This is a genomic window from Rania fehmarnensis (genome assembly GCF_056494185.1).
On record NZ_CM151398.1, the window covers coordinates 4,628,011 to 4,642,075 of the forward strand.

The following is a 14,065-nucleotide window of genomic DNA, read 5'->3' on the forward strand; positions in this document are numbered from 1 at the left end:
CTTGAAAGTATATGGTTTTCGATGGCACAGTTGACTCAACTCCTGTTCGTGCTCTCCAACTCAATGCTCATCCCCGTAATGTTGCTGTTGGTGATCTGTTTTGTACGCGTGTTGATCGATAGTGGCCGAACGATGCAAGAGTTTCTATCGCGCGGACAACAAGACCAGTCGCGACGAACACTAGAAGCGGCCCTCAGTAGCACGGACCACGATCGCCTGCTGATCGAAGGCAGCGATTTCCTGTCGACGACGTTGCGTGAGGTGGCAGCGGCGCGTGGTGACGTTCCGCGCATCGCCTACACTTTGGCGCAAGCCGAGCTGCATTGGCAGCGCGAGATCGATCGCCTCAAGGGGTTGGTCAAGCTAGGTCCGGCCCTCGGACTGATGGGCACCTTGATTCCGTTGGGCCCTGCCTTAGTTGGTTTAGCGGTGGGCGATATCCAGACGATGAGCAACAACCTGGTGATTGCCTTCTCGACCACGGTCATCGGGCTGTTTGTCGGAATGCTGGCCGGCTACCTGGTTTCGACCAAGAAGCACTGGTACCAGGCTGATGCAGCTCTGCTCAACTATGTCGCGGAACGCCTCTGCCTGGACCGGCCAAGCGATGAAGCACCTGTGCGCACAGATGTGTCGGAGCGGTGTTCGAGCTCGCAGAACAACCAGCATATTTCGATGCCAGGCCGTGTTGCCGAGGTGTCCCATGTCTAACGAATTGGATACCTCGCTGAACCTGGCGACGATGCCATCGCAGACCAACGCACTCTTGCAACTGCGATTAAAACGAAGTCAGCGGGCGGGCTTTCTCGAGGACGACTCCGAGGAAGATCCATTGTCCGGTCTGGCCAATCTTTTTGATGCGGCCATCGTTTTCGCCGTCGCCTTGATGGTCGCCCTGGTTTCCTATCTGCAAGTGCCTGCGCTTTTAGCTAACAAAGATTACACCATCATCACCAACCCCGGCTCGCCCGATATGGAGATCGTTGTCAAAGAGGGGCAAGAGATCAAGCACTACGAAGCCTCGGACTCGCAAGGTGCCGGCCAAGGACAATTGTTGGGCCAGGCCTACCGCTTGCCCGATGGCCGTGTGATCTATGTACCGGCAGAGCAATAGTACTGACCCTGAAGTTTATCGCTGTTTGTGCTGAGGGAATATCGCGCATGTTTAGGAAAATGCTCCTTTCCATCGGTCTATTGGCCGTGGTCTTCGCAAGCGGATTGTGGGCCTATTATGAATTCTTGCGCCCGTTTCGAATCGCTACGATCGGGTTTTCGGATACCGATTGGGCGAGTTGGGAAGATGCCATTCGCCAGACACCTTATTCTCTCCACCGTTTCGATGACACGGGCATCGATAAAGCACAGCTCGACAACTACAACCTGGTATTCATTCGAGGGCAAGGACTGAATCTGACTCCACAGCAAGTGGACCGCATTTCAAAGGCCCGGGCACACGGCACGCACTTCTATGTGCGCACCGCTACCAACGCACTCTCGGAACAACAGACGTCCGTGCCGCAAGATCATCGCCAACGCATGGCCGACTACATGCGACACGGCGGTGCAGAGAACTTGATTGGGATGGTGCACTACGCTGCCCACCATCTCGGCGGTCGTGAAGTGCCAGTACCAGATTTGATTGAACGTCCAATGTCAGGCTTGTTTCACTTAGACGGTCGGGTCTTCGACAACTTGGAGAAATACGAACTCTTTCAGGCTGGTCGCGGTAATGCCGACGATGCCAACCGCCCGCGAGTGGCACTGATCGGCAGCTTCATGGATCCTCAAGACACCATGAATCGTCAACCGGTAGACGAGCTCCTGGAAGCTTTGGAGAATGCCGGTGCCAAGGTTTACCCACTCTTTGGTCGCGACGAAGTCTTCGACATGTTGCGCAACATTCGACCGGATTTGATTTTGACCTTCCCCCATGGAAGGCTGGCTCAAGACAATCGCGGTGAAGCACTACTGCGCCAGTTGGATTGCCCGATCGTCAGCGCGCTGCCGCTGCTGTCCAGTCGAGAGAAGTGGCTTGAGGACGAGCGGGGTATGGAAGGTGGATTCTTAGGTCAATCCATTACCTCACCCGAACTCGATGGCATCGTGGAGCCCATCGTCGTAGCTTCGATGGAACCCAACGAGCGTCGCTTGAATGTGCGCACAAGCATGAAAGATCAATTGACCGCCCGAGTCAACCTGGCCATGAATTGGCTCAAGCTTCGCAAGAAGCCGAACTCCGAAAAACGCCTTGTTATTGTGTACTATAAATCTCCGGGTATGGCTGCCCTGTCCGCCGGTGGTCTGGAAGTTGCCCCGGCACTCTTTAACACTCTCAAGCGACTGGAAGCGGAAGGTTACGATCTAGGTGGCCAACTGCCGCAGTCGCCCGATGCACTCTTTGAGTTGATTCAAGCCAAAGGCAAGACGTTGGGCCAATGGGCTCTAGGAAGCTTTGAAACATTTTTAAGGGAAGCTGAGCCTGAATTAGTGCCCGCCGAAACGTATGCCAAGTGGTTCACCAAAGCCCTCTCGCCAAAACGCCAACAGGAGACCATCGATCTCTGGGGTGACTTGCCTGGCAACAAAATGGTAACCAATGTCGACGGTAATCCACACTTGGTGATCAGCCGCATTCGCCTGGGCAAAGTAATTATCATGCCTCAACCGACCGTCGGTGGTGGTGGTGAAGACGAAAATGAGATCAGTTCAATTCATGGTACCGATCAAGCGGCTCCCCATTTCTACTTGGGCGCTTACTTGTGGGCCCGCTATGGTTTTCAAGCGGATGCCATTGTGCACTTCGGGACCCACGGTTCGCTGGAGTTTACCTACGGCAAGTCGAATTGCTTGAGCCGCGACTGTTGGCCACAAATACTGATCGGTGATGTTCCGCACGTTTATCCTTACGTGATCAACAATGTGGGCGAAGCACTAGTTGCCAAACGTCGATCCAACGCCGTCATCGTCTCGCATTTGACCCCGCCCTTTATGGAAGCGGGACTGTACGGTGAACTTTCGTTGCTGCACGACAAGATTCACGATTGGGAACAAGTGGACGATCCGTTGTTAAAGGAAGAGACGCTGAAATCAGTCACCGAGCTGGTTAATCAACTAAACCTGGCTGCCGATTTGGGAATGGATGCTCAACAACTCAGCCAACGCACCTTGACCGAGAAGGAGCTGACCGAGATCCACAACTATATCCACCAGCTAAAGGACCAGAGCGTTACCGATGGCTTGCATGTTATCGGACGCGAGCTCTCGGAGGAACAAGTTCACCAAACCACCACTGCCATGTTAGGCGAACAAGGGATCGACCAACTGCTGGAAGCACTGGCAAAATCAAATGATCCAAATGCAATGGAGTATCGACAGCAATTGGCCAACCAGTTCGTGCGCGAGGTGCTTTCCAAAGAATTGGACTCCTCCAAGCTGTTTACGGCTGAAGAGCAAACTGCGATTCGTCAGGCCGCGGAAGCCCAGCGTGGCTCGCAGCCCACTGGCCGAAGTCATCCCGGTGGTCATCCCGGTGGTCATCCCGGTAGTCATCCCGGTAGTCATCCCGGTGGACGTCCCGGTGGTCATCCAGCCGGTCATCCAGCCGGTCATCCAGCCGGACGTCCCGGCAGCGAAAAGAACGGTACGGAAGTTGGCCATCCTCCCTCGAAACCGTCAATCACTCCGGCTGACCCTGCCGGCAAACCTTTAATGGATGTCAAGCCCGCTGCAGCAAGTACAGAAGTATCGAGCCGGCCCCAGGTAAACTGGCCATCGAATAACTTGCGATTCGTGTGGCATCTTGAGAACATTCAGGAACCGAGTCCGTCTCCGGCAGCTGTCCAGGCTGACCAGTCAGCCGGTGACAGCGATCAATCTTCTGCGATCGAAAAAGAAGTGACCCAAGCTGACGCAGTAGAGCCAGCGGTTGAGCCAGAGCGGCCAAGTGATTCGCAGGTGTGGCAGTCGCTGGCTGAATTCAAACGGTGGATTGTCTCACAGCCCAGCCAGCAGCAGACGGTTCTCGATTTGATGGATGCCGTTCAGCAGAATGCCGATCAACTGCGGCAGTCGCCGGCTCTCGAATTGCAAGAGATCGTTGCAGCACTCGATGCAGAGTACATAGCACCTTCCAGTGGAGGTGATCCGCTGGTCAATCCCAGTGCGCTGCCCACCGGACGCAATCTGTACTCGATCAATGCTGAGCAAACTCCGTCGACTGAGGCGTGGCGTGTTGGGGTCAAGCTGACTGAACAAATGTTGGTTGCCCATCGCGCCGCGCATGGCGGCCAGTATCCGCGACAGGTAGCCATCTCTTTATGGGGCGGCGAGTTTATTCGCAGCAAAGGAACGGATCTGGCACAGATCCTGTATTTAATGGGCATGCGTCCCGTTTGGAATTCGCGTGGAGTCGTGTACGACGTGGAAGTGATACCAGAGAGCGAGTTGGGTCGGCCGCGCATCGACGTACTTGTTCAGACATCGGGCCAGTTTCGCGATGCGGCTGCGTCGCGCATTGCGTTGTTGGACAAAGCTGTGCAGATTGCCAGTGGTCTTGAACCAGAGGAGCATGCCAACTTTGTGCGGGAAGGCACAGAGCAGACCGAACAAGCATTGAAGGCCCACGGGGTGTCGGCCAAAGAGGCGCGCGATTTCGCCACAGCCCGTATCTTCGGATCCGCAGCCAACAGCAGTTACGGGACGCAGATCATGGGTATGGTTGAGAAAGGAGATACATGGGAGGCGGCTGGTGACGTAGCGCAGCGTTACATACAAAACATGTCTGGGGTCTATCGTGATGGCCAGCGTTGGGGAACAGTTCTACCCGGGTTGCTGGAAGCTCAGATGCAAGGTGTCGATGCCGTGGTTCATCCCCGCAGTTCGAACACATGGGGCCCTTTGTCGCTAGATCACGTTTACGAATTCATGGGCGGCATAACCTTAGCTGTTCGCGAAACGACCGGTCGCGATCCGACTGGCTACTTCAGCGACCAACGCCAACCCGGTCGAGCCAAAGTAACCACATCCATAGGCGCAATCCGCGAAGAAGCCCGCACGTCGCTGTGGAACCCGAAATACATTCAGGGACTACAGCGCGAAGGCCCCAGCGCAGCTGCCTCTATGACCGAGACCGTTCGCAACATGTATGGTTGGAACGTGATGCAACCAGCGGCCATCAGTCGCGACATGTGGGATGAAACCTATCGCGTGTACATTGAAGACAAACACGATCTGAAGATGCGCGAGTACTTTGAAGAAAAGAATCCGTACGCGCTCCAGGACATGACGGCTGTCATGCTCGAGACCGCAAGAAAGGGCTACTGGCAACCCGATGCAGAAGTGCTGCAGCGCTTGGCGGAAGTCCATACAGAGCTGGTGGCCGAGCACGGGGCGGCTTGCTCCTATGAGACCTGCGGTAACGCCGCCTTCCGTGAATTTCTGCAACAACAATTGACCGCTCCGGGGTACGAGCCCAATCCGCAAACGATGTCGGACTACCAATTGGCTGTGTCCTCCGCCTTGCAGCCCAGCCAAACTCTGCCGGATGTTCAGGGTATCGAAATGAACGAAGTTCAAGATGAGTTGGCCGAAAACGATCCGCTGGATCCACAAACCTCGCCAGCCTGGCTGGTCCTGGTTAGCACAGTCTTGATCGGCGGCGTGGTGACGCTTGGTAGCCTGCGCACAGCCCATACTTCAAAGCGTGCGCTGCCGGCGCAGGCCACGAGCGAAACTTGACTTGTTCGAGATTAAGGAATAGACTCGGGATTGGTCGGACCTTTCAAGAACTATCTTGATGGTCATATGCATAATCATCCAATCGAATTCTCCGTGGGCCTGGGCTTTGTGCTCGGTATGCTTCACGCCATCGAGCCTGGCCACGGCAAGACGGCCATGTTCGTCTACATGCTGCGTCAACGCAATGCGTTCTGGCATCCCGTAATCATGGGATTGACCACCGCAGTGAGCCATGCCTTTTCGTTGGCTATCATCGCCTCGGTGGTTCACTTCGGAGCCCACTGGTTGGCCGGCGACACCCATGCAGGAGAAGAGTCAGTTAGCGTTTGCCTCCAGTGGATTAGTTCATTGCTGCTGATCGGCATTGGCTTGCGATTGTTCTACCTGGCCAAGTCACCCGCGACTGAACCGAGAAAGTGCCGATGCTGTAACGGAAACGCGAGCATTGGAAGTGCGATAAATGAGAGTGTAACGGCAGGGGGAAAGTGCCAGCATGATTCCAGCTTAATCTCTGACATCTCGATTTCTCCGACGTTGCAGCGGCAAACACTCAAGCCGCCAGAAGAATTGACGTCCGATTCACAAGCACCTGCATCGCAATTGCGACTGACTTTATTGCTCGGTTTTGCAATTGGACTATTACCCTGTCCAACTGCCCTGGCGGCCTATTTTGCGGGTCTCTCCTCTGGCAATCCACTTGAGGGATACCGAGTTATCGTAGTGTTCTCGGCTGGCATTGCCGTCTCGCTGGCCATGTGCGGATTTGTGTTGCAATGGGTCGGCCAGCGGCTCAGTCGGTGGCTGCCTGGCGAAAAGTCGGCCCGGCGTTTGGCGTATACTCAAGCCGTGGTGATCTTGCTAATAGGCCTGTTCCACCTTACGCAACTCTACAGTGGTCACGCAGGTCACTAAGCACGTGGACACGTCCAAGTGCTGAATATTGCTGTCTCTCGTTTGTATCCCTCTGTATCCCCCTCCAGATATATTTACCTCGCTGATGCACATGCATTGCATCTGCAGAACTGCCTTGGTAAATTATGGCGCGGTCGGTAGGCCGAAGGTTCAGCGGGAGGTAGAGAGAGCACGATGAAAGTCGTTGAGGCAATGTCTATACGAAAACTGGGTAAGGATTGGCTCGGTGTTGCCTGCTCGGTGGGCTGTGCAATTCATTGTGCTGCCATGCCAGTTTTGCTCAGCATCCTGCCAAGCTTGACGGCCGTTCGCTGGATGGCTGATCCATTGTTTCATCAAGTAGTCGCAGTTGTGTGTGCGGCCCTCGTCATCATGGCCATTCTGCCCGCGTGGCGCAAACATCGCAGCCATGCGGTGGCGAGTCTTGCGGGAACGGGAATCGGTCTACTGTTCGTGGCGGCCTTTGTTTTGCCGGATCAATGTTGTTCCATCGACCATGATGGCCAGGACGTGACTACTGAGATGAATCGTTCGGTGGTGGCCAGCACCAAAGCTAGTCCGGCCGTGCGCACCCAGTTGGCTTCTTACGCACGTAGTCCCGAAGCCAACTCAGGTGCTGGTGCCACCTGCGACGATGACTGCGTTTTTTGTCGTCGCAGCCACGCGCATGAACCAACCTATAGCCGTCCACTGTTTACTGTCGATGATCTGCAAAGTCGCTTCGGTCCGTCCGCAGCTCAACGCTTGATCGATTGGCAACCGTTTCTCTCGCCCATCGGTGGCCTCATGCTCATTCTCGGGCACCTGGTCAATATTCGCCTGCAATCGTGCGGTTGTTTGCGTCGACGACATATATAAAACGAGGCTTAAGTTTGTGGAGCGCGGTGCCATCTGGCACCGCGTTGATGTACGTAAAGCCCTTAAACGCAGCCTGCCTTTGGAGTGCGGTGCCATCCGGCACCGCTTTGATGTAAGTGAAGTCTCCAGCCGCAGCCTGAGTCGCTCTGAAAGTTTGGAGTCACCTGGTTCGTGCAGGCTGCGGCAACGCTTGGTTATTACATCAAAGCTACGGCTGCGCCGCAGCACTCCAAGGCCCCTTCGACACACTTGACGAAATGATTGACTGTTGGCCTTTCGCGGAGCGAAAGGAGACTTATTTTGACTGGGCCATTGATGCGCATGCTGTTGACATGCATATTAGATGCATGTGCATGTAATGGTTCGATAGTCGACTTGGAGTCGTGGGCGAATGGCGATCAACCCTGCAGCTCCCAAGACGAATAGCCGGTTGTCGCGGCTGCTGACAACCGACTTTTGTCCTTGGGCAAATCGATTTGTTTATTGGCTGAAAGAGCCAATCGGTTGGTTTGTTATCGCCACTTCGGCCAGTGTACTGGTCGGCGCTTTCCTGAGTCCCTTGGGTTGGACCTTGGCTGCTGGTCTGACGGCCGTGCTGGCCTTCGGCATGGGCTTTCCCTGGCTAGCGACGCGTTGCGTGAGCTGCAAACTCCAGCCAGTGTGCGATGAATTGCACGAGCGAGAATCATCGCATTTGCAGTTGCGAGTTCGCAATTATTTGCCGCTGCCCATTATGGGGCTCATGATTGAAGGCTACCTGACAGCCAACGCTAGCGAGGCGGCGAACACTAGTCAGCCTGGTGTACCGGAAGCTGCCCTGGAGCGCATTCCGGCTTTCTCTATAGCCACTTATCGCTTGCCCATCTCGGCGGAGTATCGCGGACAATATCCCAAGCAAACTCCGAAGATCACGTGTGCTTTTCCATTTGGAATCTGGACCGCCAAACGCGACATCCATGATCTGCAGCCTGTAACCGTACTGCCTTTGTTGATTCCACTATCGGGTGAGCTGGAGTTTGCTGGTGAGCAACTTGCGGATATTGGGACTGGCCACCGAGCCTCAACCCATGGCGACTTCTTAGGCGTACGCGATTTTCGCCGCGGTGATTCGCTCAAGAATATTCACTGGATCCAGTCGGCACGGCAAGACCAATTAGTGGTCTGCGAACGCGGTGGCCCTCAAAACCAGGCGATCGAATTGCATCTATCGACCGCCCGCTGCCTGGGAACCGATGCAGAGAGTCGCGAGAATCTGGCTTGGCGGGTACGCATCGTTGCCAGTCTAACCACTTTACTCTCGGCACGACATTTACCGTATCGCTTGATTATCGACGGGCAACTCTCAGAGGTCAGCGATAACGCCTCGGGTCAGCGGGTCGCTTTAAAGTTATTGTCGGCTATACCCTTAGACAGTTCGCCATCTACACCGGAACATACCGAGGCTGAAATCGAGCCTCCTCGACGTGGCGAAGTCTGTTGGATAACAATTGCGCCGACCACCCAGGGCCAGACGCTGCATCCATCCGCTTATGTCAGCGTCGCCATTGGCCTGCGTTCCAAGGATCTGCGACAGCCACGAAGTGCAGGGCGACTGATCGATCTCGATCATGACATCACCGGTCAACTCAATCAATGGCTATCGGAGACCGTACATGCCTGACGCGCAAGTACAGCCTGCCCCAGTGCCAATCGATAATAATGCCGTTCTGGCTGCTCCCAAGCTTGTACGCAGGCGCGAATTCACTGGCCGCTTGCAAGCGAACAAGGAGCTCAAGCGTCGGCGACCTGGAACGATCGCCATGGCAGTCATCGCCATTCTGTTGCTCGTGCATCGGCGAATCAATTACGATAGCCCGACCATCATTGCCGTCGAGAGCCTGGCCTGTCTGGCTTTTCTGCTGTTGGCGGAACGCCTCGCCAGACGCCAGTCGGCAGGCAAGAGCGCCGATGATTCTTCGTCGGGTAACACTCATGTTGCGCAAGTGCCTACGCCCGGCTTTGGAAGTGTGCTGTGCATTGTTGCGAGCCTCGCCATGCCGTGGATCGTCAACATCGTCGCCAAGCAACTCGGAAACGGAAATGGCGCCGAAATAGTGATGCTCGTCAGCTTGGGTTGGGGCAGCTTGGCCTTTGCAATCTTGTCGAAGCAATTGCGAACGCTCAGCTTGTCGGTGGTCTGCAGCGGGTTCCTTACTCTCTTTGCATCGTTCATCTCCGATTCGCCGCTGGCACTCTGGTTCTCATTGGCTTGGGGAATTCTTTGCCTCTGGTGGTTAGTCAATAACCACTGGTCCCAAGTGGAGACCACCGCAGCCATTGGAGTTCAAACCGCTCGACTGCAGCACATCGTTTTCACAATCTTCGGATGTACTGTATTCCTAGCCGCTGCATTTTCAGTCGCAGATCGAATTCCCGTACTCAGGAAGTTGCAAGCGGAACTGGTTCCAACCAGTGGCGGTACCAGCGGTCAAGATCGAGCCGCCCGGCGTGGAGTAGGCAATGGAGATGCGCTGATTGCTGCCAAGAAACATGCAACCTCCTTTGGTGCGGTTGACACCGATATCTTTCTCGACTCGGAAAAACCCAGTCTGTTCGATGTCTTCAGCGATGAATTTGGTGAACCCAAGAAGAAGCTGCAACGCGTTGAACGGGCTCAGGCTTTGATGCCCAACCAACAGCCAAACGAAGGTGGCAAATCTACCGAGGGCAATCGTTCGGCCAGCAGTTCTCAGTTCAGCATTGAGCGCGAGCTGCCTCAAGAGCGGAAACCGGTCAACGACTTGGTATCCGAGTCTTTGATGTTCTGGCAGGGAGAAAGTGGCGCGCACCTGGCGGCTCAGCGCTACGATCACTTCGACGGCACACATTGGTCCCATAGCGGCCAGAACGCGCACGCCTCCGCGCCCAAAATCCAAGGTACGTTAATTGGTCAACAAACTTGGTTTGGTCCCAGCCCTTCTGCTCTGCAACATTCAGCCAGCCCCTTCGTGGATGCTCTCCCAGAAGCGCTGAAGTTTACTCGATACCGCTCGCCAACTATTCCGACTCGCCAAGGCATGCAGTTGTGGTGCATCGACGACATTGATCAAGCAGACTTCTTTGGCTTCGCCCCAAACGGATGTTTACAGATGCCAGGTCGCGAACACGTGCCTGACTACACCGTGGTGCGGATGATCAATAGTCGCATCAACCTGGAGCGCCTGGAAGCGATGGTACGCAACTGCTCACCAGGCAAATTGCACCAGGAACTGCACGATGAGTGCCAGACTGCACTCAATAGCTTGGCGCATGAGTATGCCGCTGAATTGCCGCGCGGTTGGGAACAAGTACAAGCCATCATCCATGGACTGCGCACGCATTTCGAACTGGATCGAAATAATGCAATCACTGGCGAAGAAACAGCTACACCACCAGAGTCACCAGCCTTAACTCAATTCCTCCAACAGCGCCGTGGCCCAGACTACTTGTTCGCCACCGCGGCTGCCTTGATGCTTGATCACCTGGGCTATCGCACGCAATTGGTCTTAGGCTTTTACGCCAACCCCCAACACTACTTGGCTCGCGAAAGAGAAATTTCGATCTTGCCGCGTGATGCCCATGCCTGGCTAGAAATCGATGTTGGTCACGGATATTGGATACCGCTTGAGCCATCGCCAGGTTACCGTGCGCCCCAGTATTCAGCCAGCCTGTGGTATCACATCAAACAGCAACGACTGGCAATTACCATCTGGATGCTGTTGCTGTTGGCTCTATCTTTATGCGTTTACGTGCTAAGGCACTGGCTGGTAGAGTGCACCATGTGGCTAGCTTTTCCAGCTTTACTGTTGCTAAGTGACCGTTTACGCATCTCTTGGCTGACATGGTCGCTCGAACTTCGTTGCCGATTGGCTGGCGTTCCCAGAAGCAAAGGGACGGTGTTACGCGCCCATCTCGCTCAGTTTCGCGCGCACTTGCCCAGCGATCTCGGCCAACAGATTCACATCTATTTGGAATCTGCCGACCGCATGTGGTTTGGTGGGATGCAACGACTATCCCCAAGCGATCACACGGCCATTGCCAAGGTATGGCGAGGTCTCACGACCCAAACCCTCCAGCGCAGCCAACGACTTATCGCCCAGCAGCAGATGGCAGGCTGACCACCGCTAAAATTATTTTGCAGTTCCTAATACGACCGAACCCAAGCCTACTTGCATACGTATTGCATGTGCATTCATAATACGAGGGTAATGGTCTTGGCTGAGTTCGTCAGCAATTTAGGAGGAAAGCACGATGGCTCGAATCTGTACCCTAACTTTGCTGTTGAGCTGCTGCGGTAGTTTTGCTGCTTATGGCCAGGAGCGCGTCAAGCATCAAGTCATCGCTTTTGATCACGATACTGCCAAACTGCTGCCGCCACAGGTGGTGATCGGAGTTTTAGTTCACGACGAGCGAGAGGCGTACGACACGATTAATGCCCGGGCCTTGGCTATGCGGCACGCCACCCACTTTGTCTATCAGAGCGGACCAGACTCTACATTGGCTGGCATGTATCGCGAGCGTTTACAAACTCAAGGCATCGTCGCGATCGATGTACGCCCGCAGCTTAAGCGGCGCCATGCCAAAGTCGATCTGGCGGCAACTGGGCCTCACTTAGTTTCGCTCTTGGAAGGTTCATTGCACAGAGGCGCGCCAGCGCAATAGTAGAGGCACTGATGACAGCCACGTCCATGAGTTCGATACCAGTGCAACAGGCCACTGCCCACTCGCGAGGTCTCTGGTTCGAATACGCCCGCCTGCTGGGGTCATCCACCGTCGTCAGTGTCGCCCTGGCTGCGCTACTGCATGGCTTTTATTGCCAACTCTCCAGCGAGAGCATTCATTGGGGCACAGCCGTTCTAATTATCGCCATTAGTTCATCTATGCTGGTTGGTTACTGGCGAACTCCGCAGATTGTTGCATGGTTGAGCATCAATGCGATCCTGGTCGGCGCCCTGGTGATCAACTTTTCCACGGCTAATGCCTGCGAAGTACACCAGGGGCTGCTGGTGACCTTAACCTGCACATCCGCCATCAGCCTCTTGGCGGCGTGTACCGGTCGCCTGCCTGCTGGAGAAGGTGGGTTAGACGGCGATGATAGAACGGCTCAGCCAGACGATGTCCAGACCGAAGCGACTCTGATCAACTCCGTTCAGACAGAGGAGGTACCGACCACTGAGCCACTCCTATCTGATCAACATCTGATCGAAACACCTCGACCGGTGTGGCAACGCTGGATGGTAGGAGCCGTTCTCTTGGCCGCATTTCTGGTCTACATGGTCTTGGTGCCAGCCATTGGCATGCTAGTCGAGATGTGGACACCCCGCGCGATGATCCGTCGCGAACTAACCGCAATGTCTACAGCCGAGTATTTTCGGCTGCATACTGTCTCGGGCGTCATCATGTTCCTGTTCCTGGCCGTTGGTGCCAGCGTGGGTAGTTTCTTGAACGTCGTGATCTTTCGACTTCCACGAGGGCGTGCTTTGCTGTGGCCGCCCTCAGCATGCGCCTCGTGTGCTCAGCCGATCGCCGGGCGTGATAACATTCCGATCCTCGCCTGGTTGAATCTATCGGGAGCATGTCGTCATTGCCGTGCGACCATATCCGCTCGCTATCCGCTTATCGAAGCCATCGTCGCAGTGGTCTTCGTGATGTTCTTCTATCGAGAACTGCTCTCCGGTGGCCAGAACCTGCCAGTACGAACCCCCAATCTCTACAACGGAATTGTCTGGATTCTCTTCTACACCAAGTGGGATTTGCTGACCATCTACCTCTTGCACATGTTTGTTCTAACGATGCTGTTGGGTTGGGGGATGATCAACTTTGATCGCTTCCGTGTGCCTAAGCTAAGACTTGCGTTTAGTGTAGCGTTAGTGGTTGCTTTGGTCAGTGTCGCGCCTTACTTGAATCCAATCAACGCCATAGCAGTTCACAATGGCTCGATGACCAATGGTCTGATACCGAGTCTGGTCGGCTGCGCTACGGGTGGACTTTTGGGACTCTGCCTCGGTAGTATCTTTCGACTCAGCCCGATCGCTCAAGCAGCATCGGTAACTGAGCCGCCAGCGGTGGCCGACGCCAGCGATGAGGTCCATGCAAGCGATGAGGTCCATGCACAGCCAATCGCTGCGTTGGCAGACGCCTCTGGGCCGACCTCAGAACCCCCAGAGCTTTCGCCGATTGCTTCGCCGAATTCAGCGATGCAACCGAGCGCTGACGTTTATGGAAGCCGTTCAGCGACTCCCCAAGTGACGACCGATGCGGCCGGTGCGCTGGCGTTGTTGGGGGCCGCCTTGGGATATCAATCTGCACTGGGTATAGGACTGCTGGCTGGACTGTCGAGTGTAGGAATCGTTGGGCTGTCCACCTATGCAAGCCGCTGGCGTTTCGGACGTGGGCTGCGCACAATTCCAATCACATTGACCATCTTCGCCATCGCCGTGATTTACCTCGCCTTCTGGAACTCGGCTCATGGTCTCACCAATTCCTTCGTGGCTCGCCTGGCGCGCTAACGAACACTCACTCTTCCCCCTGGACTGAAAAT

Annotated in this window: 9 protein-coding genes; all 9 read left to right on the forward strand. The window is 55.2% G+C overall.

Features of this window, described 5'->3' with window-relative positions; genetic code table 11:
- Positions 1-21: 21 nt before the first annotated feature.
- The 9 genes from SH573x_RS15860 to SH573x_RS15900 all read left to right on the forward strand — a co-directional run bounded on the left by SH573x_RS15860 (position 22) and on the right by SH573x_RS15900 (position 14,033).
- Positions 22-711 carry a MotA/TolQ/ExbB proton channel family protein gene (locus SH573x_RS15860; RefSeq protein ID WP_479356594.1) on the forward strand — a complete coding sequence of 230 codons (690 nt, stop codon included), beginning with the start codon at positions 22-24 and terminating at the stop codon, positions 709-711.
- Positions 704-1,114 carry a DUF2149 domain-containing protein gene (locus tag SH573x_RS15865; protein WP_479356596.1) on the forward strand — a complete coding sequence of 137 codons (411 nt, stop codon included), beginning with the start codon at positions 704-706 and terminating at the stop codon, positions 1,112-1,114. The genes SH573x_RS15860 and SH573x_RS15865 overlap by 8 nt, the downstream gene beginning before the upstream one ends.
- Before the next feature lie 47 nt (positions 1,115-1,161).
- The gene (locus tag SH573x_RS15870; protein ID WP_479356598.1) at positions 1,162-5,736 is read left to right on the forward strand and encodes a cobaltochelatase subunit CobN; all 4,575 of its coding nucleotides are present in this window, start codon (positions 1,162-1,164) and stop codon (positions 5,734-5,736) included.
- Between the two features lie 66 nt (positions 5,737-5,802).
- Positions 5,803-6,648, forward strand: a complete 846-nt coding sequence (locus tag SH573x_RS15875; RefSeq protein ID WP_479356600.1) for an urease accessory protein UreH domain-containing protein — start codon at positions 5,803-5,805, stop codon at positions 6,646-6,648.
- A 192-nt stretch (positions 6,649-6,840) separates the two neighbouring features.
- A complete protein-coding gene (locus SH573x_RS15880; RefSeq protein WP_479356602.1) occupies positions 6,841-7,506 on the forward strand; it encodes a MerC domain-containing protein in 666 nt (221 codons plus the stop codon).
- 391 nt (positions 7,507-7,897) lie between these two features.
- Positions 7,898-9,166: a DUF58 domain-containing protein gene (locus SH573x_RS15885; RefSeq protein ID WP_479356604.1), complete on the forward strand. Its 1,269-nt coding sequence runs from the start codon at positions 7,898-7,900 to the stop codon at positions 9,164-9,166.
- The gene (locus SH573x_RS15890) at positions 9,159-11,642 is read left to right on the forward strand and encodes a transglutaminase-like domain-containing protein (RefSeq protein WP_479356606.1); all 2,484 of its coding nucleotides are present in this window, start codon (positions 9,159-9,161) and stop codon (positions 11,640-11,642) included. Before SH573x_RS15885 ends, SH573x_RS15890 begins: the two co-directional genes overlap by 8 nt.
- Positions 11,643-11,775: 133 nt before the next feature.
- Complete coding sequence (locus SH573x_RS15895) at positions 11,776-12,186, forward strand: hypothetical protein (protein ID WP_479356608.1); 411 nt, start codon at positions 11,776-11,778, stop codon at positions 12,184-12,186.
- A gap of 26 nt (positions 12,187-12,212) precedes the next feature.
- On the forward strand, positions 12,213-14,033 hold the full coding sequence (locus SH573x_RS15900) for a prepilin peptidase (RefSeq protein ID WP_479356610.1): 1,821 nt from the start codon (positions 12,213-12,215) through the stop codon (positions 14,031-14,033).
- Positions 14,034-14,065: the final 32 nt, after the last annotated feature.